Here is a 22,813-nt window from a genome sequence, read left to right on the forward strand (position 1 = left end):
GCGAGGTGCGCGACATGAAGCTGACCTTTCTCGGTGCGGCGGAAACCGTCACCGGTTCGAGATATCTCCTCGAAGGCGCGGGGCTGCGGATTCTGATCGACTGCGGTTTGTTTCAGGGCACGAAGAATCTGCGTCTGCACAACTGGCGCCCCCTGCCCGTCGATATCCACACGCTGGATGCGGTGGTCTTGACCCACGCGCATCTGGATCACAGCGGCTACCTGCCGGTGCTCGTGCGAGCGGGCTATCGCGGACCGATTTACTGCACGCGCGGCACCCGCGACCTGTGCCAGATCATGCTTCGCGACAGCGCGCGCTTGCAGGAGGAAGAAGCGGCCTACGCGAACCGCCACGGCTTGTCGAAGCATCATCCGGCGTTGCCGCTGTACACGCTGGACGACGCCGAACGCGCGCTGGAACTGCTCGAGCCGCGCGACTTCGACGTGCCCAAGCGCTTGAACGAGCACGCGTGTTTTCGCCTGCTGCCGTCCGGGCACATTCTCGGCGCGGCGAGCGTGGTGCTGTGCGTCGAAGGCAAGGTCATCGCGTTCTCGGGCGATCTCGGCCGGCCGGACGACCCGATCATGCGCGCGCCGATGCCGCTCGCGCACGCCGACTACCTGGTGGTCGAATCCACCTACGGCGACCGTCTGCACGACACAGCCGATCCCGCCACCGAACTGGCGGAAGTCTTCGCGAATACCTTCCGGCGCGGCGGCGTCGTCGTGATTCCGTGTTTCGCGGTGGGGCGCGCGCAATCGGTGCTTCATCACATCGCGCGACTCAAAGCCACCGGCCGGATGGCGAACGTGCCGGTCTTTCTCGACAGCCCGATGGCGACGAGCGTCACGCAGCTTTATTTGCATCATGTCGGCGAACACCGGCTGAGCTCGACCGAGGCCAACGCGATCAGCCACGCCGCGCAGAGGGTGCGCAGCGTCGACGAATCGAAGGCGATTCTGACGCGGCACGGCCCGATGGTGATCATCGCGGGCAGCGGCATGGCGACCGGCGGCCGGGTCGTGCATCACCTGAAAGCCTTTGCGCCCGATCATCGCAACACGATCGCGCTGGTCGGCTACCAGGCGGCGGGCACGCGCGGCGCGGCGCTGGCGGCCGGCGCGCCGGCGATCAGGATTCATGGCGACGACGTGCCGGTGCGCGCCTCGGTGGTGAGCCTGTCGTCGTTGTCGGCCCACGCGGACTACGCCGAAATGCTGTCCTGGCTGCATTCGATACCGGAGCCGCCGCGGCGCACCTTCGTCACCCACGGCGAGCCGGCCGCCGCCGATGCGATGCGCCGTCACATCGAAGAGACGTATCACTGGCGCTGCGACGTGCCGGTCTACCTGGAAAGCGTCGACTTGCCGGCATCCGCGGAATACGCGGGCGTCGATCCCTGCGTCGCCGTCGCGAATGCGGCGACGGTGCGCGGCATGCCGGCGCCCGATGCCGCGAGCGGCGCTCCATTGAATTCGAACTGATCCAGATCAATCCGCGCACGGCGCAGCCTGACACAGTGGGCGTATGACAGCGTGCAGGAGACCACGACATGAACGCCCGGCGGCTGCCCCACCCGTGTTCGATGAGACCGCGATGAAACACTTCTTCAGACTCGGCACGGCAACGCGCGACCCGGCTCGCCCCCGCCCGGTGACGGGCCCATCGGCGCCGCGTATCGCCCTGCCCGCGCCGATGTCGAGCGGCGGCCTGCCCATCATGGAAGCCTTCTCGAAACGGCGCACGACGCGCCGCTTCGCCGCGACGGAACTCGACGAAGCGACCCTCGGCCAGTTGCTCTGGGCCGCCAACGGCGTCAACCGCGGCGGTTCGGACGGCAACGGCGGACGCACGGCGCCGTCCGTGCTCGCCTTGCACGAGATCGACGTTTATGCGGCGCTCGCCTGCGGCTTATACCGCTACGACCCGTTGCAGCATTGCCTCGATCTGGTGAGAGCCGCCGATCTGCGCGGCTTGACGGGCTATCAGGACTTCGTCGGCGAAGCGCCGGTCGAACTGGTCTACGTAGCCGACCTCGCGCGCATGCACGACATCGCGCCGTCGCAGCGCGAGCCGTTCGCGTATGCGAGCGCGGGCGCGATCGTGGAGAACGTCTATCTTTTCTGCGCCGCCGCGGGGCTGGCGGTCGCCGCCCGAAGCTGGCTCAACCGCAGCGCGTTGGGCGTCGAGATGCATCTGTCGCGCGACAGCGTGCCGGTTCTCGCACAAACCGTCGGGCACTTCGATCGGTCCGAGCCTGGGGATGCGGACGATATCTCCTGAGGAGTGCGCGAGCCGAGCGCGCGGGCGCGTACTGGGCCGCGCTACGGTCGGTGTCTGCATGGCATGCCGTGAGACCGGGGCTGTTTACTGAGCGGTATCGTGTCGTGGTGCAAGCGGGACGCACGGCTGCCACTCGGTGCTTGAGTTGTCGCCCGGTGTTGTGAATCGCCTTGTCCAAATCGCGCGCTGACGCACGAGCGCGCCCCTCACCCGGCAGCGGCGCCGCCCCCGCATGACGCCGAGCAACGCATCCGTCGCGGCATCACCGGCCACTTCACCTGAAAGAAGCGTCAGCCCGCACCCGCGCAAACCGGAGAAATGCTCATCAAGCCGCCGCCTGCTGACCCGTATCCCCCGCCTCACGGATCAGCAGCACGGGGCACGTCGCGAAGCGGACGAACCGCTCGGCCACGCTGCCGATCACCATGCGCCGCAAGCCGCGGCGTCCGTGCGTGCCCATCACGACCAGATCCGCACCGCGCCGTTGCGCGCAGCGCAGCAACGCGCCGGCAATGTCCTCGCCGATGCCTTGCGTCTCCACGATCTCCATATCGCCCGTGACATTGAACTCACGCATCTGCGCGAGCGCGTCATGCAGCAAACTCGTGCCGACCTGCCGCGCGGCGTCCGTCAGCAGATGCGGATCGCAGGCGCCCGCGTACGTGAAAGCCGCCGACTGATCCAGCACGTACACCGCCGTCAGCTTGCCGCGCGAGAGCTTCGCGAGCTGAACCGCCTCGGCGAGCGCGCGCTTCGCGGCTGCGCTGCCGTCGATGGCCACCACGATGTTCGAATACATGACTGCCTCCGGGACTAGGAATAAAACGTTGCGACAGGCGTTGGACGATCAGACCCGCGTAACGCCGCGTTCGAGCAGGCGTTCGGCCGCATCGAAAGCCGCGCGCACGGCGGCGTCGGGGTCGGCGCTCTGCCGATGTTCGAGCGGCACCAGTTCGCCGTTGCGCAGAACCAGATCGAGTCGCGCATCGAACATGAGGTGATTCGGTGTGGCGTCGAACACGCCGCGTGAGGTGCCATCCGGCGCACGCTCGCGAATCGCCTCGATCGCGAGATGGCAACCAGAAATGGATTTGCCGAAGCGCTCGAGCCGCACGAACTGAACGGCGGCTTCGGCCTCGATTTGCGCGGACCCCGCAAACCCGAAGTACACGATCTGCATATCGATTCCCATGCCGCCTCCGAGCGTGCCTTGATACTCATCGGCCGTCGCGGCGTCAGTCGCCAGAACGGAAGCCGCGAACGACAGCGAGCCGATGAATACATGATCGGCGCTATTCGCGCCATGCGATTGACATGCGTCAACGGCGCGGCAGTGCCGCGCAGCGCCTGTGCGAACGCGAACGCGGGCGCGGAATGCCGCGGGCGGAATCCGGCGGCGTGAGCGTGGATCAAGCACGGATCACGCGCACCGCACTGGCGAGCGCGGGTCGCGCTCCGGTTGATCCAACGCAACGCGCCTTTGCGCCGCGCGCGTATGGTCCGGGTAATACGTCAACGGCCATCACCCTTCGGGGAGCATCACATGAACGACTCCAACTCTCTCCCTGCTCATCCGCTCGCGGATCAGGCTCGCGACGACGCGAGCGCCGCCGGCCATGTCTATCTGATCGGCGGCGGTATCGCGTCGCTAGCGGCCGCGGCGTTTCTGATTCGCGACGCCGATATGCCCGGCTGCCGCATCACGATTCTCGAAGCGCTCGACCAGCCGGGCGGCAGCCTCGACGGCACCGGTTCGTCGCGGGAAGGCTACGTCGTGCGCGGCGGTCGCATGCTCGAAAGCAAGTATCTGTGCACCTACGACCTGTTCGATTCGATTCCCACGCTCGACGGCCACGGCAGCGTCACCAAGGAAATCTTCGACTGGAACGAGACGCTGCGCACCTCGTCGAAAGCGCGGCTCGTGCGCGACGGCCGGCGCGAGGACGCGCCCGCCTACGGGCTCGCCGACACGCATCTGCTGACGCTCGGCCGCCTGTCGCTCGAACCGGAAATTCTGCTCGGCGACAGCCGCATTTCCGACCACTTCGAACCGGACTTTTTCGACACCAACTTCTGGACCATGTGGTGCACGACGTTCGCCTTCCAGCCGTGGCACAGCGCCGCCGAATTCCGCCGTTACCTGCTGCGCTTCGCGCATATGACCTCGGGCTTCAACCAGTTGCACGGCATCATGCGCACGGTCTACAACCAGTACGATTCGATGGTGCGGCCGCTGCGCAAATGGCTCGACGAGCATGGCGTGGCGTTTCGCGCCAACACGCGCGTCGTCGATCTGCGGTATGACGAAAGCGGCGAACTGAACCGCGTGTCGGGCATCGTCTGCGAACACGACAAGCGGCGCTTGGAGATTCCGGTCGGCGCGGCGGACAAGGTCATCGTCACGCTCGGCTCGATGACGGCGGGATCGAGCCTCGGCGGCACGCACCGCCCGGCCGTGTTCGATCATGCCGACAGCAGCGGCGCATGGGCGCTGTGGAAAACCATCGCGGCCGGACGAGCCGAATTCGGCCATCCCTCGGTGTTCGCCGATCATGTCGACGAATCCAAATGGCTGTCCTTTACAGCGACGCTGCGCGATCCGACGCTGTTCCGGCTGGTCCGCGATCTGACCGGCAACGTGCCCGGCGAAGGCGGCCTGATCACCTTCCCGCAATCGAACTGGCTCGCCTCGATCGTGCTGCCTCACCAGCCGCATTTCATCGGCCAGCCGAAGGACGTCCAGGTGTTCTGGGGTTACGGGCTCTTCATCGACCGGCCCGGCAACTTCGTCGGCAAGCCGATGGCCGAGTGCACGGGCCGCGAGATCATGACGGAGCTGCTCGGCCATCTGCACATTCAGGCGGAAGCCGCGCGCATTCTCGACGACGCGATCTGCATTCCGTGCCTGATGCCGTTCGTGACCAGCCAGTTCCTGCGGCGCAAGCGCGGCGACCGGCCGCAAGTCGTGCCCGAGGGCTGGGCGAACCTCGCGTTCATCGGACAGTTTTGCGAGCTGCCGAACGACGTCGTGTTCACCGTCGAATATTCGGTTCGGTCCGCGCAGACCGCCGTTTATACGCTGCTCGGTTTGAACCGGTCGGCGCCGCCCGTGTACAAAGGCCAGCACGATGCGCGCGTGGTGTACGGCGCGGCGTCCGCGTTGCGCGGGCACTGAGCGGGCCATGCGCGCCGCCCCTGCCGCCATTGATCTGCATCAACGGGGCCGCCGCGATCGTTGCTGGACTCAGGCTCAACGATCCGTGCGTCACCGTCTCTTTCCGGAGCGACTGTCATGAACTACAAAACCATCGTTGTTCACCTGGACACCAGCGAGCGCGCGCATCCGCGGCTCGAAATCGCCCTGCGGCTCGCCAAACAGTTCGGCGCGCATCTGACGGGCGCCTATGCCGTGTTCTCACCGGATCCGCGTTCGCTCCATGTGATAGCAGGAACCGCGGAGTATTACCGGGAGCAGGAAGCGCGGCGCACCGAGCGGCGCGCGGCGCTCGAGCGCCTCTTTCACGCCGAACTCCGGCGCGCCGAGGTGCCCGGCGAGTGGATCGCCATCGACGCGCCCGCGAGTCTCGCGATTCCGCGCGCGGGCCGCTGCGCCGACCTGATCGTGGCCGGCCAGGACAACCCCGCCGATCCCGAGTCGTATGTCGGCGACTTCTTTCCGGAAAACCTGATTCTGACGAGCGGCCGGCCGGTGTTGCTGGTGCCGTATGCGGGCAATGACAGAGCCACGGGCAACCGGGTTCTGGTCGCGTGGGACGGCAGCCGCGAAGCCACGCGCGCCGTGCACGACGCGCTGCCGTTCCTGCGCGCGGCGGCGAGCACCACGATCCTCACCGTGAACGGGATGCACGCGGGCCGGCACGATGACGAGCGCATCCGTCTTCCCGGCGCGGACATCGCCACGGTGCTCGCGCGGCATGGCGTGAAGGTCGAGGTCGCCGATACCGAAACCGGAGCGGGCGGCTCGGTCGGCGAGGTGCTGCTCTCGCAGGTCGCCGACGGCGGCGTCGATCTCTTGGTGATGGGCGCCTACGGCCATGCCCGCTGGCGTGAACTCATGATGGGCGGCGCCACGCGCACGATCCTCAAGTCGATGACGGTGCCCGTGCTGATGTCGCATTGAGCACGGCAGATTGCTTTCCCGTTCAGGAGTGTTCGCCATGTACAACAGGATTCTGGTCGCCGTCGACGGCAGCGACACCTCGTCGCGCGCGCTGGCTGCCGCCGTCGAACTGGCGCGCGAGTCGAGCGCGCAACTGCAGCCGCTCTACGTGGTCGACGTGCCGCTGATGGTCTACGACGTGCCCGCCTATGACCCGTCCTACGTGCGCAACGCGCTCGTCGAGGAAAGCGCGCGCGTGCTCGCCGACGCCGCCGCGCGAATGGCCGGCGCGGGCGTGAAAGGCTCGCCGCGCATGATCGAAACCGACCTGACGGGTGACGACATCGCGCACCGCATCCGGCTCGCCGCGGACGAGTTCGACGCCGACCTCGTGGTGATGGGCACGCACGGCCGGCGCGGCGTGCGGCGGCTGATGCTCGGCAGCGTCGCCGAACGTTTTGTGCGCATCGCCAACCGTCCGGTGCTGCTGATCTCCGCGCATTGCGCATCGCCCGCGGCGAGCGCGGCTGACGCCACCCCGCCCGCGAGCGAATCGGTCAAGGAGCCGTCATGAACCGCACAACGCTGCTGGCGCATCTCGACGACAGCGCCCATGCCGCTGCCCGGCTCGGGCTATGCGCTCGCGCTGGCATGAAGCGGGCGTTTCACGGACAATGAACGCAAACACACACTTTCCGCGCGGTGTTTCCGCGGCCTGCGGCCACATGAATCACGGAATCACCCGGAACCAGCGTGTTTGCCGCGCGCACCGCTGCACCGACCTCGTCGGGCGGCGCGCCCCATTCTTGTCCGTTGTCATTCCAAAGAGGCGCACATGCCCGTTAGCGGTAAGACGCCCCTGCCGCCCAGTGCCGTTTCACGCGAGCGTCTGGGCTCGCTGGCGGCCCGGCCCGCAGTCGCGGCCACGGCCGCGTTCGTCGTGACGCTGGCCGCGATGCTGGCGGCGCGGCGCTGGTTCGACCCGGTGTTGTTCATTTGCGTCGCCGCCGCCCTGCTTCTGGCCACGAGCGCGTTCCTGCTCGTGCGCGCGCGTCGCGACGGGTCGTCCGCACACAGCGAGGCAAGCCCCGGAAGCAGCCACGCCGGCGTGAACGAGGCTCGCATGATGGCGATCATCCGCTCCTCGATGGAAGCGGTCATCACCATCGACGAACAGCAGCGCATCGTCATCTTCAATCCGATGGCGGAACAGGTGTTCGGCTGTTCCGCCATGGACGCGATCGGCTCCTCGCTCGACCGCTTCATCCCGCAACGGTTTCGCGCGGCTCATGCGCGGCATGTCGAGCAGTTCGGCGAGACAGGCGTGTCGGACCGGCAGATGGGCAGGCAGCGGCTGTTATCGGGCTTGCGCGCCAACGGCGAGGAATTCCCGCTGGAGGCGTCGATCTCGCAGATCCGCGACGGCAACACGCGCCTTTACACGGTGATGCTGCGTGACGTCACGGAACGCGTCAGGGCGGAGCGCGCGCAGCAGCAGGCGCGCGAGGAGCTGCGCGAACTGTCGGCCAATTTGCAGAACATCCGTGAAGACGAGAAAACGCGCATCGCGCGCGAACTGCACGACGATCTCGGCCAGCAACTCACCGCGCTGAAAATGGACATCTCGTCGGTCGAACAGGCGCTGGATGCGTCGGCGAGCGCGCCGGTGCGTGAACAACTGCAAGGCATGCGCCGGCTGATCGACATGACGGTGGCCTCGGTGCGGCGCATCGCCGCCGATCTGCGGCCGGTCATGCTCGACGACCTCGGACTGATTCCCGCGATCGAATGGCTCGCGAACGACTTCACCAACCGCTACGGCATCGACGTGGAGCGCGACATCGAAACCGGCGACGCGCGCTTCACGCCGGCGGGCGCCACCGCGCTGTTCCGCATCGTGCAGGAAGCGCTCACCAATGTCGCGCGCCATGCCGACGCCACGCTGGTCACGCTGAGCCTGCGCGCGGCGGAACAGACCTTCGTGCTGCGCATCGCCGACAACGGCCAGGGCGCGCAGCAGGCAGCCGAGCCGGCCGGCAAGTCGTTCGGCTTGCTCGGCGTGCGCGAACGCGCGCACATGCTCGGCGGCGCAGTCGACATTCATACGGCGCAAGGCGAAGGCTTCGTGCTGAGCGTCACCATTCCGGCGGAAACCGTGCAAATGCAGGAGATGCAAACATGACCCGCGTCCTGATCGCCGACGACCATGCGCTGGTGCGCGACGGTCTGCGCCATATCCTGGAGGGCGCAAGCGGCTTCGAAGTGGTCGGCGAAGCGAACGACAGCCCGAGCACCGTCGCGCTGATCCGCGAGCGGGCCGCCGACGTGCTGGTGCTCGATCTGTCCATGCCCGGCCGCAACGGCGTCGAGTTGATCAAGCAGATCAAGGAAGAAAAGCCGACGCTGCGCATTCTCGTGCTGACCATGCACGCCGAGCAGCAATACGCGGTGCGCGCGTTCAAGGCGGGCGCGTCCGGTTATCTGACGAAAGAAAGCGCGAGCGCCGAGCTGGTGGCCGCCGTGACCAAGGTCGCCGCGGGCGGTGTCTACGTGAGCCTCGCGATGGCCGAGCGGTTCGCGCAGAGCCTGAACGAACCCACCGATCTGCTGCCGCATCAGCGTCTGTCCGATCGGGAATTCGACGTGTTGAAGCGCATCGCCACCGGTCAGACGATCACCGAGATCGCGGCCGAACTGTGCGTGAGCGCCAAGACCGTGAGCACCTATAAGACGCGGATCCTCGAGAAAATGCAGATGCCGCACGACGCGGCACTGGTGCGCTATGCGATGCGTCACAAGCTGGTCAGCGACGAGGACGACATCTAAACGCCCGCGTGACTCGCATCGGCTTGCGGGTCACGACGCGCACGGACCCCGCCGCCGCGCGTTTTCGCTCCTGCCGCCCATCGCGACCCACCGCGCCCACCGCGCACTCTGCCCACTTAGCCCACTCGCCGATCCCCGCTCCGCTCCACACCCGCTGTAGGAAACGCCCTACAGCGCCTCCCTCTCGCCTACTCGAAGTTCATTCGACGCCGATTTCATTTAGATATGGCGCGACCGATACTTCGAGCCATGAACTCAAGCACTGACCACCCCGCGCTGCGCGTCTTTCTCGTCGACGATGCCGCATTGGTGCGGCACCGTATCGCCGCGCTGTTCGGCGCGCTCGACGGCGTCGAGATCGTCGGCCAAGCCGAGGAGCCCGGCGCGGCATTCGCGGGCATCGCCGCCGGCGCGGTCGATCTGGTCGTGACGGAACTGCATCTGAACGGCGGCACCGGCATGGAGTTGCTCGCGTTGCTTGCCCAACGCATGCCGCATGTGATCGTCATGGTGCTGACGAACCGTTCAGGCGCCTGGTTCCGGAGCGCATGCCTCGCGAGCGGCGCTCACTACTTTTTCGACAAGACCAGCGAATTCAATCTAGCGCGCAACGCGATCCAGCGGATCGCCGGCGAACATCGCGCGCGCACCCTTCCTCAACCTGGAGCACATCATGTCTGACGTTGCCGTCTATTCCGTCACGTCGCCTTCGCTTAAGACCCGGCAAGCCTCGCCCGCTCCCGCAGCCGAGCCGGCAACCGCGCGGGCGCCGCGCAACGACGCGGTACGTTGCACGGCCTGCTCGATGCGCTCGATCTGCATGCCGCAAGGGCTGACATCCGAGGAATTGCAACGGATGGAATCGCTCATCTGCCCGTCGCGGACCATCAAACAGGGCGAGACCCTCTACCGCGCGAACGATTCGTTCCAGAGCATCTATGCGGTGCGCGCCGGCTCGTTCAAGACGGTCGTCATGCATCGCGACGGCCGCGAGCAGGTGACCGGTTTTCATCTCGCCGGCGACTCGCTGGGGCTGGACGGGGTGTGCTCCGGCCACCACAGTTGCGACGCCGTGGCGCTCGAGGACAGCAAGGTCTGCATCATCCCGTTCCATCTGCTCGAAGCCATGTGCCGCGAGGTCAAGGCCGTCCAGCAGCACCTGCACCGGATGATGGGCGGCGAGATCGTGCGCGAATCGTCACAGATGCTGCTGCTCGGCACCATGTCCGCCGATCAGCGGGTGGCGACGTTCCTGCTGAATATGTCGGACCGCCTGCGACTGCGCGGGTATTCGCCGGCGGAATTTCATCTGCGCATGACACGCGAGGAAATCGGCAGCTACCTGGGCATCAAGCTCGAAACGGTGAGCCGGATGCTCTCCAGGTTCCAGCGCGACGGACTGGTCGACATACGCGGCAAGGATATCCGGATCGTGGATCACGCGGGCCTCGTGCGGGTGTGATTCCGGGTTTGATCCGCAGTGCGGTTTTCGCCCGAACGCACCGCAAAACGCGGGGCGACGCGGACCACGCCCGAACCGCTCACGCTAGCGAATGCTGAGCACGGCCGCGCCCGTCAGTCTGCCGTCACGCAGGTCGCTCAGCGCGCGGTTGGCATCCGTCAGCGGATAAGTCGTCGTTTCGATCGCGAGGCGCGTCTCGTCCGCGATGCGCATGAAGGCGAGCCCGTCGTCGCGCGTCAGATTGGCGACCGACACCACGCGCCGCTCGCCCCATAGGAACGCGTACGGGAACGACGGAATGTCGCTCATGTGAATTCCGCCGCACACCACCACACCGCCTTTCGCCACCGCTTGCAGGGCTTGCGGAACAAGCGCGCCGACCGGCGCGAACAGCAACGCGGCATCCAGTTCGTCGGGCGGCGTCTCATCGCTGCCGCCCGCCCAGGCCGCGCCGAGACGCAGCGCGAGTTGCCGGGCCGCATCGTCGCCCGGACGCGTCAACGCGTACACCGTGCGCTGCTGATGACGCGCGACCTGCGCGACGATATGCGCCGCCGCGCCGAAACCGTAGATGCCGATCCGCCGCGCGTCGCCCGCCATGCTCAAGGTGCGATAGCCGATCAGGCCGGCGCACAGCAGCGGCGCCGCCTCGATATCCGTGTAGTGCTCCGGCAGATGAAAGCAGTAGCGGCTATCGGCGACGGTGCGCTCGGCGTAACCGCCGTCGATCGTATAACCGGTGAAGCCGGCCTCGCCGCAGAGATTTTCGCGCGCCGACAGGCAGTAGCGGCAATGCCCGCAGGTGCGGCCCACCCACGGCACCCCAACCCGGTCGCCGACGGCGAAGCCCGCCACGCCCGCGCCGAGTTCGGCCACCGTGCCGACGATTTCATGGCCCGGAATCACGGGCTGTTTTGGGTGCTCCAGCTCATGGTCGATCAGATGGAGATCGGTGCGGCACACGCCGCAGGTATGAACATCGATCAGGATCTGCCCAGGGCCCGGCGTCGGATCAGGCATATCCCGCTCATGCAGCGACGACGCGCTGCCGTCGAATACCATCGCACGCATCAAAGTCTCCTCGAACCGGGGCGGCTGCCGGCGCATCGAAACGCATCCCAACGCATTGAAACAGGCCGCGCGTCCGGCCGCCTCACGCGAAGTCAGTCGCAAAAGCGGAAATACCCGCTGTGCATGAGCACCGGCTTGGCGCCGATTTCGTTCAGCAGTTGCCTTGCCGCGTGTTCGATCGGATGCCGGTTCGAGTCGAATGCGGCGATCAGATCGTCCTCACGCAGCGACGCGGCGCCAAAATGATCCTCGAGCGCTTCCGCGGTGATCGCGCACTGCACGCGCACGCCATCCACCTCGGCCGGAAACGCGACGACGAGATCGCGCGCGCAATATTCCGGACGTTCCTCGGGAAAATGAATCTTCATCATCACCACCTGGTTCCTTGCGCAGGATGCGAGGCTTAAGCGGCGTCTCCGCCCACCCGCGCATCGCGCACCACGCGTCGAGGCGGCCCGGTCCGTGGGTCGCCCCGCACCGCCTGTCATCAGCATAGGAGCCTGGCGCGATTCGTCAAACTCAGGCCCTGCGTCCTCGTTGACCGAGGTCAATCGCACCCGGAGCGCGGCCCTTACACTGGGTTCATCCCCGTCGCCAAGGAGCGCGTGCCGTGAACGTCCTGTCCAGAAACTATCTGGTGGCACGTGCCGGGTTCGTGCTGGCCGCCGCCGCGCCGGAGCCCGCCGCGCTGGTCGATCAGCATCACTGCATGTTTTGTCACACGCGCGATGCGCCGTTCCTCGCGCCGTCGTTTCAGCAGATCGCCGAGCGCTACCGCGACGTGCCGAACGCGCAGTTCATGCTCGAACACAAGCTGCGGCTCGGCGGCAAGGCGCATTGGGGCGATACGCCGATGCCGCTGCCGGCCGATCGCGGCGGCCCGCTGTCCCCGGAGGATGCGCACACGCTGGTGCAGTGGGTGTTGAGTCAATGACCCGCTTTTGAATCATGACTTCCGCGGTCTGCTCCGCCTGAACCGGACCGCCCGTTTCGGAGAATTTTCATGCGCCTCACTGTCCACCTCGACGCCTTCGACTGCACCCACCCGATGGCATTTGCAATCCTCTGGCTGGACAAGGACACGCGGCAATGGTCGCGCGAAGGCCACCACGGGCTCGACCTGCCCGAATGGGGCACGCTGCAGGTGGATGGCGGCAATACCCTTATGTGCGGCCCGCGCGATGCGTCGCCCCTCTGCGTGCTCGAAGGCCTCGATCTGAAAGACCGCAGCGGGCCGTTCGAAGGCGAGACCGGACGCGCGCAGTGCTGCGCGGAACGCGGCCGCCTCCTGATGACCGGCCACTGGCATGTGCAGTGTGTCGACAACGAGCAGGCGCAGCCGGAACACGGCTTGTTCGCTGCCGGCGAGGAAGCGTAACGAAGCAGCGTAAAACGCCGGCTGGCGCCGGCCACCCGCTCGCGGCGCGGTGCCGACCACCGCGCTTACCCTACGTTTACGTATCGCCGTTGCGCGTCGGATTGAGCAAGAGCACAAAGCACGCGACACCGCCAATCACGGCCGCGACACCGTAGTGGAAGAACTGCGGCGCATCGAACAGCAAACCGCGGATCGACGCAGCAATGCCCGCCAACGCCACGAATACGGCAATGGCCGAAAAAACGATTCTGCTTTCTGAGCGGACCATGATGCCCTCCACGGAGCCTGGACGGAGTGATAAAGACATCATCGCTCTCGCGGGCTGATTTCGCTTGACCGATATCAACATAGTCGGCATGCGCCGGAAAGAACGCGAAACCGGCAGGCCATGGCGTCTCCCCGATGACCTCACGAAGCTCGATGCGATCGTCGCATCGCGGAGCAATTTGCCGGTTTTCCGTGTAAGGCAATCCTGATTCCCATATAGGGAATCCCTGTTTTTTTCATTGCGCCTTTGTATTAATGCAATTGAAAACCGGCGACCGGCCCGATCCAATAAAATAGCGCCCGGCTTTGCTCTTCAGAACCCCTCGTCGTGGCCGTCTACCTTGGATACGCGCTTGGGATACGCGCCTCTTATCGCTCGACAGGATTGGAGCGATATCCGAATTCCATTCATCGCAGCAGCACGAGCCGCGCATTCATGTAAGCGAATGGAAAGCGAATGCCGGCAAATCAGTTTTATACGAATTAACGCGTATGTCGCAAATCGCGAGTCACTAAACCGCAGCACGAATAAGCCACGATGATGTCGTTCGCCGGCGCATGCCGGCAACACGGATCGCGGCCGCAAGAGCAAACGTTTGCCAACCATCGGCGGCCACCGCAAGGGTTCATGAACCCACCCCGGAGCCGTCCTAATCAGGAGCGGAGAAGCGCATGAAGCGGGCGAAATCGAGCAAGGCCGTTGCACCAGAGGCACACATGAATTCAGCTTCGCCTGATCCGTGGTTTGAACCATCGGAGAGCCTCGCCAACGAGGCGGACATCGCCGAAGGCATGTCGCGCCGCACCTTCCTCTACAGCCTCGGCGCGTTGGCGCTGTCCGCCTGCGGCGGCGGCGCGGAAGGCGGCGCGTCCGCGGCGACCTCGGCGCAGTCGTCGACCCAATCATCGGCGCAATCGTCGCCGCGGTCGCTGCAAGCCGTGGCGAACAGCGCGTCATCCGGCGCGTTCGTGCATCCCGGCCTGCTGCATACCCAGGCCGACTTCGACCGGATGAGCCAGAAGGTCGCGGCGCAGGCGTCTCCGTGGGTCGACAGCTGGAACATCCTGATCGCGAACAGTCACGCGAGCCTGTCATGGACGCCGCGTCCGCAAGCGGTGGTCTACCGCGGCGACGACGGCGTTCACCCGCAGAACTACTCGCTGCTGTTCAACGACATCGCGGCGGCCTACGCGTGCGCGCTGCGCTGGAAAGTGACGGGCAACACGGCGTATGCGGACAAGTCGGTGCAGATCATGAACGCGTGGTCCTCGACGTTGACCGGCCTCGGCGGCTCCACGGACGTCGATCTCGCGGCCGGCATCTACGGCTATGAATTCGCCAACGCCGGCGAAATCATGCGCACGTATTCAGGCTGGGCCGCCGCCGACCTCGCGCGCTTCCAGGCGATGATGCGCAACATCTTCTATCCGATCAATCACGACTTCCTCAACCGGCACAACAACACCCAGGCGACCCACTATTGGGCCAACTGGGATCTGTGCAACATGGCGTCGATCATGGCGATCGGCGTGCTATGCGACGACCAGGCCCTGTTCGACGAAGCCGTGTCCTACTTCAAGAGCGGCGCGGGCAACGGCGCGATCTTCAACGCGGTGTACTACGTGCACCCCGGCTATCTCGGGCAATGGCAGGAATCGGGACGCGACCAGGGGCACAACACGCTCGGCATCGCGCTCGGCGGCGCGATCTGCGAGATGGCCTGGAACCAGGGCGTGGACCTCTACGGCTACGACAACAACCGCTTCCTGATGGGCGCGGAATACGTCGCCAAAGGCAACCTGATCGAATCGGGCACGACGTATTACACCGTGCCCTATGTGCGCTACAACAATGTCGACAACGTCAATCAGACGGTGTTCTCGACAGCCTCTCAAGGCACGATCCGGCCCTGCTGGGCGCTCGTTTATAACCACTACGTCAACCGCAAGGGCCTGGCCGCGCCGTACACGCAGAAATTCGCGGCGCTGGTTCAACCGGAAGGCGGCGGCGGCAACTACGGCCCGAACAGCGGCGGTTACGACCAGCTCGGCTACGGCACCCTCACCTGCACGCGCGATCCGATCGCGAGCGGCGCAGCGCCGAGCGGACTCACCGCGACCGTCAGCGCGGGGCAAGTCATCCTGTCGTGGTGGGGAACCGCCTATGCGACGAGCTACAACGTGAAGCGCGGCAGCACGGCGGGCGGTCCGTACACGTCGATCGCGAGCGGCGTCACGGATCTGCTCAGTTACACGGACAGCGCCGTGGCGGCCGGCACCTGGTACTACGTCGTCACGGCCACGACGCCGTCCGGCGAAACGGCCGCGTCGAACGAGGCGGTGGCGGTCACCGCGGTGCAACTGCAAACGTGGCTCGCCTTCGACGAAACGAGCGGCACGAGCGCGGCCGATTCGAGCGGCAACGGCCATGCCGGCACGCTCGTCGGCGGGGCGAGCCGGGTGCCCGGCAAGAAAGGCAATGCCGTTTCGCTCGACGGCAGCACCGGCTATGTCAGCTTGCCCGTCGATCTGGTCGCCGACGTAGCCGACTTCACGATCGCGGCCTGGGTCTACTGGAACGCGGCGCGAACCTGGGAGCGCGTGTTCGATTTCGGCGCCGGCACGGGCCGCTACATGATGCTGACGCCACGCGCCAACAACGGGCTCGCGCGCTTTGCGATCACCTTGAACGGTGGGGCCGGCGAGCAGGATATCAACGGCAATGTGGCCCTGCCCACCGGACAATGGGCGCACGTCGCGGTGACGCTGTCGGGCGGCGTCGGCACGCTGTACCTGAACGGCGCCGCGATCGGCACCAACACGGCGATGTCGTTCGCGCCGTTCCGCCTGGAAAGCACGAGCCAGAACTGGATCGGCCGTTCGCAATTCGCCGATCCGTATTTCAACGGCTCGATCGACGAGTTCCGCGTCTATCGCAACGCGCTCAGCGCCGAGCAGATCACGGCATTGATCTCCGCGTAGCGACGGGCCGGCATCTCGACGGGCACCTCATCGACGCAGCGTTAGCATTGAGCGCCCCGCCTCGGGCGCATTCAATGCGCGCTGCGTTGATTCAGGTCAATCCCTGGGTTGCGTTCAGGAACAACATGCAACGCATGGGCCGCGCATGAACCAGCATTACGCGGCCCAAAAAATCGCGAACTGGCGCGCGATTTGCTTTAAGCGATGTGCCCATACGGTTCTGGCGATCGACCAGACCTGACCAGCAGGAGGAGACAAATGCGCGATGCCGTTCATCACGCCATGACCCCAATCGCCCCGCATGAAGCGGGCTGGCTCACGCCATCCATTCAGAAGTCCCACGAGCGTTCGCAGACGTTCGGCCTCAGTTCCCTGATGCGGCCCGACTACGACGTCCTGCCGGCCGCCGAACTCGCGTTGCGGCTGGAACAGAGCCGCATTCTGTGCGCGCATGCCACGCCGGTGATGGAAACGCTGCATGAGCAGATCGTCAACACGCAAAGCATGATCGTGCTGACCGACGCAGAAGGGCTGATTCTTCATTCGATCGGCGACGACGAGTTTTTGCGCCGCGCGGAGAAAGTGGCGCTGCGCCCCGGCGCGAATTGGGCCGAGGACCGCCAGGGCACCAACGCGATCGGCACCGCGATCGCCGAATGCTCGCCGACCGTCGTGCATGGCGAGCAGCACTATCTGGCGGCCAACCGCTTTCTGACCTGTTCGAGCGTGCCGATCCTCGATCCATATGGCGATCTGATCGGCGTGCTCGACGTGAGCGGCGACCATCGCAGCTACCATCAACACACGATGGCGCTCGCCAAGATGTCCGTGCAGATGATCGAGAATCATCTGTTCACCAATACCTTCCGCGAGACCTTGCGGATCGCCTTTCACGGCCGGCCGGAGTTTCTCGGCACGCTGATGGAAGGCATCGCCGCGTTCACCTGCGATGGCCGCTTCCTGTCCGCCAACCGCAGCGCGCAATTCCAGTTGGGCCTGCCGCTCACCGCCTTGCGCGCGCATACGCTGTTCTCGTTGTTCGGCCTGACGAGTCCGCAGTTGATCGACCGTCTGCGTGCGGGCGGCGACCGGAATCTGTCGTTGAACCTGCATAACGGCGCGGTGGTTTGCGCGCGCGTCGAATTCCGCCGCGCCACGCTCGCCGAGGACGGCGTGCCGCCGCCTGCGCCGCGCGCGGAGAAGCCCGCGCCGCGCCCCGACGCGCCGCCGCCGGCGGTGGCCGCGGGCGCGCTGTCGAGACTGAGCTATCTGGACACCGGCGATCCGCAGATTGCCACGGTCATCACCAAGGTCCGCAAGGTGCTCGGCAAGGACATCCCCATTCTGATCACCGGCGAGACGGGCACCGGCAAGGAACTGCTCGCGCAGGCGATCCACAACGATTCGCCGCGCAGGTCGGGGGCGTTCGTCGCGGTGAACTGCGCTTCGATACCGGAAAGCCTGATCGAATCCGAACTGTTCGGCTATGAAGAAGGCGCCTTCACCGGCGCGCGCCGCAAGGGCGCGGCCGGCAAGCTGCTGCAGGCGAACGGCGGCACGCTGTTTCTCGACGAGATCGGCGACATGCCCTACCCGCTCCAGGTGCGGCTGCTGCGCGTGTTGCAGGAGCGTCTCGTCAATCCGCTCGGCTCGACCAAATCGATTCCCGTGGATATCGCGATCATCTGCGCGACCCATCGCGATCTGCGCGAGATGATCGCGCAGAACTGTTTCCGCGAGGACTTGTACTACCGCCTGAACGGTCTGGTGGTGAAACTGCCGCCGCTGCGCGAGCGCACGGACCTGCTAGCCGTGATCCAGAAGATGCTGCATTGCGCATCGCTCGATGAGCCCGACGGCCGGCGTCTGAGCGTCGCCGCCGACGTGATGGCGCTGTTCGAGCAGTGCGCGTGGCCGGGCAACTTTCGTCAGCTCGGCAATCTTCTGCGCACCGCGGCCGCAATGGTGGACGAGGACGGCGAGATTCGCCGCGAGCACTTGCCCGACGACTTCTTCGACGACTTGCGCAGCGCCCCGTCGCCCAGCGCGCGCCCCGCCGAAGCCGCTCCCTTGCAGGGCGAGCGCTTGCGCGACGTCACCACCAGCGCGATCGCCGCGGCCATCGCGCAGCATCGCGGCAACGTGTCGGCGGCGGCCCGCGCGCTGGGCGTGTCGCGCAATACCATCTACCGCAAATTGCCGGCGCTAGCCAGCACGGACGGCACCGCGGGCGAGGCCTGACAACGGACCGAGCGGTACGGACGTGGCGCGACGGCACGTGTTCAACGGTGTTCCATATTGCAACAGGCGTGTTCTTCGATTGAACAGCGCGCGGTTCAGCGCTGCGCTGTTCGATGCGCCAGATCCGCGCAAGCAGCAGGCAAAAGCGGTTGATGCCGCGTTGATTCCAACGGCCGCGTCATCGCTGCGCGGCTAACCGCTTCGATGCTCCGTTTCGCTCCATCCGGCATGGACATTGCGTTTAATGACGCGGCCGCTTAGCTTCAACCATGCGGTTTTTCCCATCACATGCCATACCCAAGGAGACAGCCATGCAGTGGACCACCCCCGCCTATACCGATCTGCGCTTCGGTTTTGAAGTCACGATGTACATCGCCGTTCGCTGAAGCAACGATGAAGCGCCGCGCGCACGTTGCAAGTCGTCATCGTGCGCGGCGGCGCCCTGCTCATCGTTCAGCCACACCCCGCTTCCCATGACCGCCCCGAACATCCGGCGCTACCTCAGCTTGCGGCCGCGCCTGCGCGCGATATTCCGCCTGCAATGGGAAGCCGGGCAGCATGCCTATGTGTTGCTCCATCCCGAAGGTCGGGTGACGCTCAACCCGAGCGCGGGCGAAATTCTCTCGCGCTGCGATGGCACGCGCGAACTGGACGACATCATCGGTGAACTGGAGGATCTGTTTCGGGCGTCCGATCTGGCCGCCGATATCTATCGTTTCATCGACCATGCACGGCAACGCGGCTGGCTCGATTGACTCGATTGACAGGGGCTGATGCGGGCATCGTGGGAGGGCCGAGCGGTCTTTGCTCTTGCAGGTCGTCATGGCTGTTGATAAGGCTCACCCGACCTCTCGCATCGCGTGTGTTTTCATGCGCCGCGCACGGCATCTTCTCTAACACGCAATCGCTCTTGAACCCGACCCCCGGCGCTCGCCGCACACCCACACGGCGAGCGCCGGGCCTTCGCACTATTGCGCGGCGCGCGCGTTGAGCGGCGTCGTCGACGCTTTCGCGGCGTCGTCGGTCAGCTTCGTCTTGCCGGCTCCATAGCCGTTCGAATACAGCAGGAACGCCATGATGTCGGCGTAATCCTGCGGCTTCATCTTGCCGGGACGATCCGCCGGCATATTGCTCGCCATGTAGCCGTACACCCCGCCGATCGTGAGCTTCGCATTCGCGGCCGGCGCGAACGACGGCCCGCGCAGCGCGGGCGCATTCAGCCCTTGCAGATCGGGACCGTGGCACTTCGCGCACGAACTGGAGTACAGCGTCTTGCCGTGCGCGACCTGGGCGCGGTCGAAGCCGGGCGCCTCGGCGGGTGCGCTCGCATCGACCTTGATGAAGCGGCCTTGCGGCGACTCGCGGCCGCCCGCGCGCATCATCCGCCCGACGTCGTTGCCGCGTGCGGGGCCGTCGCGATAGGCGAACGTGGCCGCCGGTCGCGCGGCGGCCAGCGCCGTTTCCGGCAGACACCATACGCGGGTCAAGGCGGCGAGCCTGCCGTCGGTCGTCATTTTCTCCAGCGCGGCGTCGATACGCGGGCGCAACGCGGCGCCGTTCGTGCCGAACGCGAAGGTCAGATGCCAGTCCGCATACGGCGAGTGCGTGCCGGCGATCTGGAAATGCCGCTCGGGATGCGCGATCGAATAAGCGACGACCGCCGGATACCAGACGATCGCGCGCCGCGCATGTCCGCGTGCCACGGCGTCGACGGTCAGTTCCGCCGTGTTCTCCAGGTCGAGTTCGACACCGGGTTGCTGCACGGCGATCAGTTGCGCGGGACTCGCGTAAGTCGCCGCGACCACCTCGGCGTCGCCGGCCTGCGCCGAGGAGCCGCGCGACGTGACGCTCACATACCCCGACTGTAGATAACCGCGCGAGAACGTGAGCTTGCCGGCGGCGCCGTCCGCGACCTCGGAGCGCGGGAAGCCCGCGATCACGTCGCATTTGCGCGCCAACGCCTTGTCGAGTTCCTTCAGCGACACGCCGTCGTCGTCGCTGCTGGCGAAGCCGCCCGGCGCGAGCGACAGCGCGATGCCCGCGGTGCGGAACGCTTCGCGCGCCACCGCCTCGTCGAGCGCCGTGGAGGGACTGCCGGGGAACGTGCAGACGCGCACGCTGGCCGTCCCGGCAAGAGCGGATTGAGGCGCGAGCGCGCCGGTCGCCAGCAACGCGCTGGCGAGAGCAAACGAATGGAGTGAAGTCTTCATGATCCTGCTTTCCGGAAAAGGCCCGGCCGCCGCGATCGAAGGGCGCACGCAAGCTGCGTGTCGCAAACCGGCGCGGCGGCCATGTGGAGTTCAACCCTTGTTGAGCGCGAACACGTACAGCGTGCCGCCGCGTGGCACCTTGTCCGCCGCCTTGGACATCGGGCCGCCCCAGATCGGATTGGCGCCGCCGTAGCCGGCGAGGATCGCGACGTACTCGCGGCCGTCGACCTCGAACACCGACGGTTGCGCGATGATCCCGCTCGCGAGTTTCGGGCTTTTCCACAGCACCTTGCCCGTCGTCACGTCGAACGCATACAGGTAGCCGTCGAGCGAGCCGCTAAATGCCAGGCCGCCCGCGGTGGTCGCCACGCCGCCGTTCCACGGCAGCTTGCTCCAGTGGCTCCAGAGCTTCTTGCCGGTATCGACGTCGATGGCCTGCAACTCGCCATAACCCTTGCTGCCGGGCTCCGGCTTGATCTCGAAGCCCTCGCCGAGATACGGCAGCCCCTCCATGTAATTGACCGACTTGCCGGACAGCGACATGCACGCATGCAGCGCGGGCACGATCGCGATGTGCTTTTGCGGATCGTATGACACCGACCACCAGTTCTTGCCGCCGAGGAAACTCGGGCAGGTTTCGATCGTCGTGCCGGCCTTCGGATACTTCGACTTGTCCTGGATCGGCGCGCCGTCCTCCGTATAGCCCGTCACCGAGGTCGCCTTGACGAAAGGCTTCGCGTAGATCAGCTTGCCGGTGCCGCGATCGATCGCATGGAAATAGCCGTTGCGGTCGGCGTGGATGATCGCGTCGTAATCCTTGTCCTGATACTTGATATTGGCGAGCACCGGTGTGTTGACGCCGTCGTAGTCCCACGTATCGTTTTTCGTGTACTGGTAGTGCCATTTGAGATCGCCGTTTTTCGGATCGAGCGCGAGCAGCGAGTCGGAGTAGAGGTTGTCGCCCGGACGCAGATCGGCGAGCCACGGCCCAGGATTGCCGACGCCCCAGTAGAGCGTTTTCGATGCGGCGTCGTAAGTGCCCGTCAGCCAGGCCGGCGCGCCGCCATGCTCCTGCATGCCCTTCGGCCACGTGTCGGCGTGCTTCTCGCCGGCTGCGGGGACGGTAAAGCGCTTCCACAGCACCTTGCCGTCGGCGGGATCGAGCGCGGCGATGAAGCCGCGCGCGCCGTATTCGCCGCCTGCGCTGCCGACCACCAGCGCGCCGTCGAGCGCGAGCGGCGCGAGGGAGAACGCGTAGCCGAGGCCCGGCTCGAACATCGACTTGCGCCAGGCGAGCGCGCCGGTTTGCGCGTCGAGCGAGACGACCTCGCCGTTGAGCATCGCGACATAGACGTTCTTGCCGTACAGCGCCACGCCGCGGTTGATCACGTCGCAGCATGCCGTCTTGAACGACTCGGCGCCGAGCTTGGGCTCGAATTTCCAGAGCTGCTTGCCGGTCGCGGCATCGAATGCGTACACGTTGTCTTTCGGCGTGGTCACGAAGAGATAGCCGCCATTGACGATCGGCGTCGCCTCGAAACCTTGCTGCAGATCGGCCGGAAACTTGTAGCTCCAGACCTGCTTGAGTCCCTTCACGTTGGACGTGTCGATCTGCTTGAGCGGCGAATGCGCCTGGCCGTTGTAGGTGCGGTAATACGTGAGCCAGCCGGGGTCGCTCTGCGCCGCCGTCAACCGCTCGTACGTGACCGGCGGATAGTCGGCCGCTCCCGCCGCTGATCCCGCTGCCGAGGCGAGCATCAGACCGATCGTCGTGGCGATGCTCATCGCGAGCGCCGTGGGCCGCGTCGCCGAAATTGGACGTGCTTTCATCCTTGTCTCCTGTGTGGACCGGCGTTCGCGCTTTGGAGCGTGACGCCGGTCCCATGCAGATTGCTGTGGAATTATTCGACGCGAGGCCATGCGGGCGGCGTCATCGTCTAGTGAACGCAGACTGGCTGCTGACCGTTCAAGGC

General features: G+C 65.9%; 22 protein-coding genes. 15 read left to right on the plus strand and 7 right to left on the minus strand.

Annotation, left to right across the window (positions count from 1 at the left end):
• Positions 1 to 14: 14 nt before the first annotated feature.
• Positions 15 to 1,484: an MBL fold metallo-hydrolase RNA specificity domain-containing protein gene (locus CUJ90_RS08940; protein ID WP_114163492.1), complete on the plus strand. Its 1,470-nt coding sequence runs from the start codon at positions 15 to 17 to the stop codon at positions 1,482 to 1,484.
• Positions 1,485 to 1,596: 112 nt separating this feature from the next.
• Positions 1,597 to 2,283, plus strand: a complete 687-nt coding sequence (locus CUJ90_RS08945) for a nitroreductase family protein (protein WP_073431521.1) — start codon at positions 1,597 to 1,599, stop codon at positions 2,281 to 2,283.
• A 325-nt stretch (positions 2,284 to 2,608) separates the two neighbouring features.
• Here CUJ90_RS08945 and CUJ90_RS08950 read toward each other — a convergent pair whose 3' ends face one another.
• A complete protein-coding gene (locus CUJ90_RS08950; RefSeq protein WP_073431482.1) occupies positions 2,609 to 3,082 on the minus strand; it encodes a universal stress protein in 474 nt (157 codons plus the stop codon).
• Between the two features lie 48 nt (positions 3,083 to 3,130).
• The gene (locus CUJ90_RS08955; protein ID WP_073431522.1) at positions 3,131 to 3,475 is read right to left on the minus strand and encodes a hypothetical protein; all 345 of its coding nucleotides are present in this window, start codon (positions 3,473 to 3,475) and stop codon (positions 3,131 to 3,133) included.
• 351 nt (positions 3,476 to 3,826) lie between these two features.
• On the opposite strand from CUJ90_RS08955, the gene CUJ90_RS08960 reads away from it, so the two are divergent.
• From CUJ90_RS08960 to fnr, 7 genes are all read left to right on the plus strand, one after another.
• Positions 3,827 to 5,458, plus strand: coding sequence for an oleate hydratase (locus CUJ90_RS08960; protein ID WP_114162466.1), 1,632 nt, complete (start codon positions 3,827 to 3,829; stop codon positions 5,456 to 5,458).
• Between the two features lie 117 nt (positions 5,459 to 5,575).
• A complete protein-coding gene (locus tag CUJ90_RS08965; RefSeq protein WP_114162467.1) occupies positions 5,576 to 6,424 on the plus strand; it encodes a universal stress protein in 849 nt (282 codons plus the stop codon).
• Between the two features lie 37 nt (positions 6,425 to 6,461).
• Positions 6,462 to 6,977, plus strand: coding sequence for a universal stress protein (locus tag CUJ90_RS08970; protein ID WP_114162468.1), 516 nt, complete (start codon positions 6,462 to 6,464; stop codon positions 6,975 to 6,977).
• A 261-nt stretch (positions 6,978 to 7,238) separates the two neighbouring features.
• Positions 7,239 to 8,585, plus strand: coding sequence for a PAS domain-containing sensor histidine kinase (locus CUJ90_RS08975; protein WP_114162469.1), 1,347 nt, complete (start codon positions 7,239 to 7,241; stop codon positions 8,583 to 8,585).
• Complete coding sequence (locus CUJ90_RS08980; protein ID WP_114162470.1) at positions 8,582 to 9,229, plus strand: response regulator; 648 nt, start codon at positions 8,582 to 8,584, stop codon at positions 9,227 to 9,229. The genes CUJ90_RS08975 and CUJ90_RS08980 overlap by 4 nt, the downstream gene beginning before the upstream one ends.
• A 249-nt stretch (positions 9,230 to 9,478) precedes the next feature.
• A complete protein-coding gene (locus CUJ90_RS08985) occupies positions 9,479 to 9,910 on the plus strand; it encodes a response regulator (protein ID WP_114162471.1) in 432 nt (143 codons plus the stop codon).
• A complete protein-coding gene (gene fnr, locus CUJ90_RS08990) occupies positions 9,903 to 10,691 on the plus strand; it encodes a fumarate/nitrate reduction transcriptional regulator Fnr (RefSeq protein WP_073431489.1) in 789 nt (262 codons plus the stop codon). The genes CUJ90_RS08985 and fnr overlap by 8 nt, the downstream gene beginning before the upstream one ends.
• 84 nt (positions 10,692 to 10,775) lie before the next feature.
• Here the strand turns inward: fnr and CUJ90_RS08995 are convergent, their stop codons facing one another.
• Both CUJ90_RS08995 and CUJ90_RS09000 read right to left on the minus strand, forming a co-directional pair.
• Positions 10,776 to 11,762, minus strand: coding sequence for a zinc-dependent alcohol dehydrogenase family protein (locus CUJ90_RS08995; RefSeq protein WP_114162472.1), 987 nt, complete (start codon positions 11,760 to 11,762; stop codon positions 10,776 to 10,778).
• 92 nt (positions 11,763 to 11,854) lie between these two features.
• A complete protein-coding gene (locus CUJ90_RS09000; protein WP_083084292.1) occupies positions 11,855 to 12,130 on the minus strand; it encodes a DUF1488 family protein in 276 nt (91 codons plus the stop codon).
• A gap of 242 nt (positions 12,131 to 12,372) precedes the next feature.
• Here CUJ90_RS09000 and CUJ90_RS09005 point away from each other — a divergent pair, with 242 nt between their 5' ends.
• A complete protein-coding gene (locus tag CUJ90_RS09005) occupies positions 12,373 to 12,696 on the plus strand; it encodes a c-type cytochrome (RefSeq protein WP_422879697.1) in 324 nt (107 codons plus the stop codon).
• 69 nt (positions 12,697 to 12,765) lie between these two features.
• Positions 12,766 to 13,140, plus strand: coding sequence for a DUF3564 domain-containing protein (locus tag CUJ90_RS09010; RefSeq protein ID WP_114162474.1), 375 nt, complete (start codon positions 12,766 to 12,768; stop codon positions 13,138 to 13,140).
• Positions 13,141 to 13,216: 76 nt separating this feature from the next.
• Here CUJ90_RS09010 and CUJ90_RS09015 read toward each other — a convergent pair whose 3' ends face one another.
• On the minus strand, positions 13,217 to 13,408 hold the full coding sequence (locus tag CUJ90_RS09015; RefSeq protein WP_073431493.1) for a DUF2964 family protein: 192 nt from the start codon (positions 13,406 to 13,408) through the stop codon (positions 13,217 to 13,219).
• A 716-nt stretch (positions 13,409 to 14,124) separates the two neighbouring features.
• Between CUJ90_RS09015 and CUJ90_RS09020 the strand changes: the two genes are divergently transcribed.
• The 4 genes from CUJ90_RS09020 (at position 14,125) to pqqD (ending at position 19,385) form a co-directional block, all read left to right on the plus strand.
• On the plus strand, positions 14,125 to 16,389 hold the full coding sequence (locus CUJ90_RS09020; protein WP_422879698.1) for a LamG-like jellyroll fold domain-containing protein: 2,265 nt from the start codon (positions 14,125 to 14,127) through the stop codon (positions 16,387 to 16,389).
• Positions 16,390 to 16,647: 258 nt separating this feature from the next.
• A complete protein-coding gene (locus CUJ90_RS09025) occupies positions 16,648 to 18,630 on the plus strand; it encodes a sigma-54-dependent Fis family transcriptional regulator (RefSeq protein ID WP_114162475.1) in 1,983 nt (660 codons plus the stop codon).
• A gap of 311 nt (positions 18,631 to 18,941) precedes the next feature.
• A complete protein-coding gene (pqqA, locus tag CUJ90_RS09030) occupies positions 18,942 to 19,016 on the plus strand; it encodes a pyrroloquinoline quinone precursor peptide PqqA (protein ID WP_073431525.1) in 75 nt (24 codons plus the stop codon).
• 87 nt (positions 19,017 to 19,103) lie between these two features.
• Complete coding sequence (pqqD, locus tag CUJ90_RS09035; protein WP_073431495.1) at positions 19,104 to 19,385, plus strand: pyrroloquinoline quinone biosynthesis peptide chaperone PqqD; 282 nt, start codon at positions 19,104 to 19,106, stop codon at positions 19,383 to 19,385.
• A 213-nt stretch (positions 19,386 to 19,598) separates the two neighbouring features.
• Here the strand turns inward: pqqD and CUJ90_RS09040 are convergent, their stop codons facing one another.
• Complete coding sequence (locus CUJ90_RS09040; protein ID WP_114162476.1) at positions 19,599 to 20,840, minus strand: c-type cytochrome; 1,242 nt, start codon at positions 20,838 to 20,840, stop codon at positions 19,599 to 19,601.
• Positions 20,841 to 20,930: 90 nt separating this feature from the next.
• The gene (locus tag CUJ90_RS09045) at positions 20,931 to 22,670 is read right to left on the minus strand and encodes a methanol/ethanol family PQQ-dependent dehydrogenase (protein WP_114162477.1); all 1,740 of its coding nucleotides are present in this window, start codon (positions 22,668 to 22,670) and stop codon (positions 20,931 to 20,933) included.
• Positions 22,671 to 22,813 lie beyond the last annotated feature (143 nt).

The sequence above is a fragment of the Paraburkholderia terricola genome (genome assembly GCF_003330825.1).
Taxonomy (GTDB): domain Bacteria; phylum Pseudomonadota; class Gammaproteobacteria; order Burkholderiales; family Burkholderiaceae; genus Paraburkholderia; species Paraburkholderia terricola.

Coding starts and splice junctions, on each gene's coding strand:
- CUJ90_RS08940 (WP_114163492.1), top strand. CDS start 15: ATGAAGCTGACCTTTCTCGGTGCGGCGGAAACCGTCACCGGTTCGAGA.
- CUJ90_RS08945 (WP_073431521.1), top strand. CDS start 1,597: ATGAAACACTTCTTCAGACTCGGCACGGCAACGCGCGACCCGGCTCGC.
- CUJ90_RS08950 (WP_073431482.1), bottom strand. CDS start 3,082: ATGTATTCGAACATCGTGGTGGCCATCGACGGCAGCGCAGCCGCGAAG.
- CUJ90_RS08955 (WP_073431522.1), bottom strand. CDS start 3,475: ATGGGAATCGATATGCAGATCGTGTACTTCGGGTTTGCGGGGTCCGCG.
- CUJ90_RS08960 (WP_114162466.1), top strand. CDS start 3,827: ATGAACGACTCCAACTCTCTCCCTGCTCATCCGCTCGCGGATCAGGCT.
- CUJ90_RS08965 (WP_114162467.1), top strand. CDS start 5,576: ATGAACTACAAAACCATCGTTGTTCACCTGGACACCAGCGAGCGCGCG.
- CUJ90_RS08970 (WP_114162468.1), top strand. CDS start 6,462: ATGTACAACAGGATTCTGGTCGCCGTCGACGGCAGCGACACCTCGTCG.
- CUJ90_RS08975 (WP_114162469.1), top strand. CDS start 7,239: ATGCCCGTTAGCGGTAAGACGCCCCTGCCGCCCAGTGCCGTTTCACGC.
- CUJ90_RS08980 (WP_114162470.1), top strand. CDS start 8,582: ATGACCCGCGTCCTGATCGCCGACGACCATGCGCTGGTGCGCGACGGT.
- CUJ90_RS08985 (WP_114162471.1), top strand. CDS start 9,479: ATGAACTCAAGCACTGACCACCCCGCGCTGCGCGTCTTTCTCGTCGAC.
- fnr (WP_073431489.1), top strand. CDS start 9,903: ATGTCTGACGTTGCCGTCTATTCCGTCACGTCGCCTTCGCTTAAGACC.
- CUJ90_RS08995 (WP_114162472.1), bottom strand. CDS start 11,762: ATGCGTGCGATGGTATTCGACGGCAGCGCGTCGTCGCTGCATGAGCGG.
- CUJ90_RS09000 (WP_083084292.1), bottom strand. CDS start 12,130: ATGAAGATTCATTTTCCCGAGGAACGTCCGGAATATTGCGCGCGCGAT.
- CUJ90_RS09010 (WP_114162474.1), top strand. CDS start 12,766: ATGCGCCTCACTGTCCACCTCGACGCCTTCGACTGCACCCACCCGATG.
- CUJ90_RS09015 (WP_073431493.1), bottom strand. CDS start 13,408: ATGGTCCGCTCAGAAAGCAGAATCGTTTTTTCGGCCATTGCCGTATTC.
- CUJ90_RS09020 (WP_422879698.1), top strand. CDS start 14,125: ATGAATTCAGCTTCGCCTGATCCGTGGTTTGAACCATCGGAGAGCCTC.
- CUJ90_RS09025 (WP_114162475.1), top strand. CDS start 16,648: ATGCGCGATGCCGTTCATCACGCCATGACCCCAATCGCCCCGCATGAA.
- pqqD (WP_073431495.1), top strand. CDS start 19,104: ATGACCGCCCCGAACATCCGGCGCTACCTCAGCTTGCGGCCGCGCCTG.
- CUJ90_RS09040 (WP_114162476.1), bottom strand. CDS start 20,840: ATGAAGACTTCACTCCATTCGTTTGCTCTCGCCAGCGCGTTGCTGGCG.
- CUJ90_RS09045 (WP_114162477.1), bottom strand. CDS start 22,670: ATGAAAGCACGTCCAATTTCGGCGACGCGGCCCACGGCGCTCGCGATG.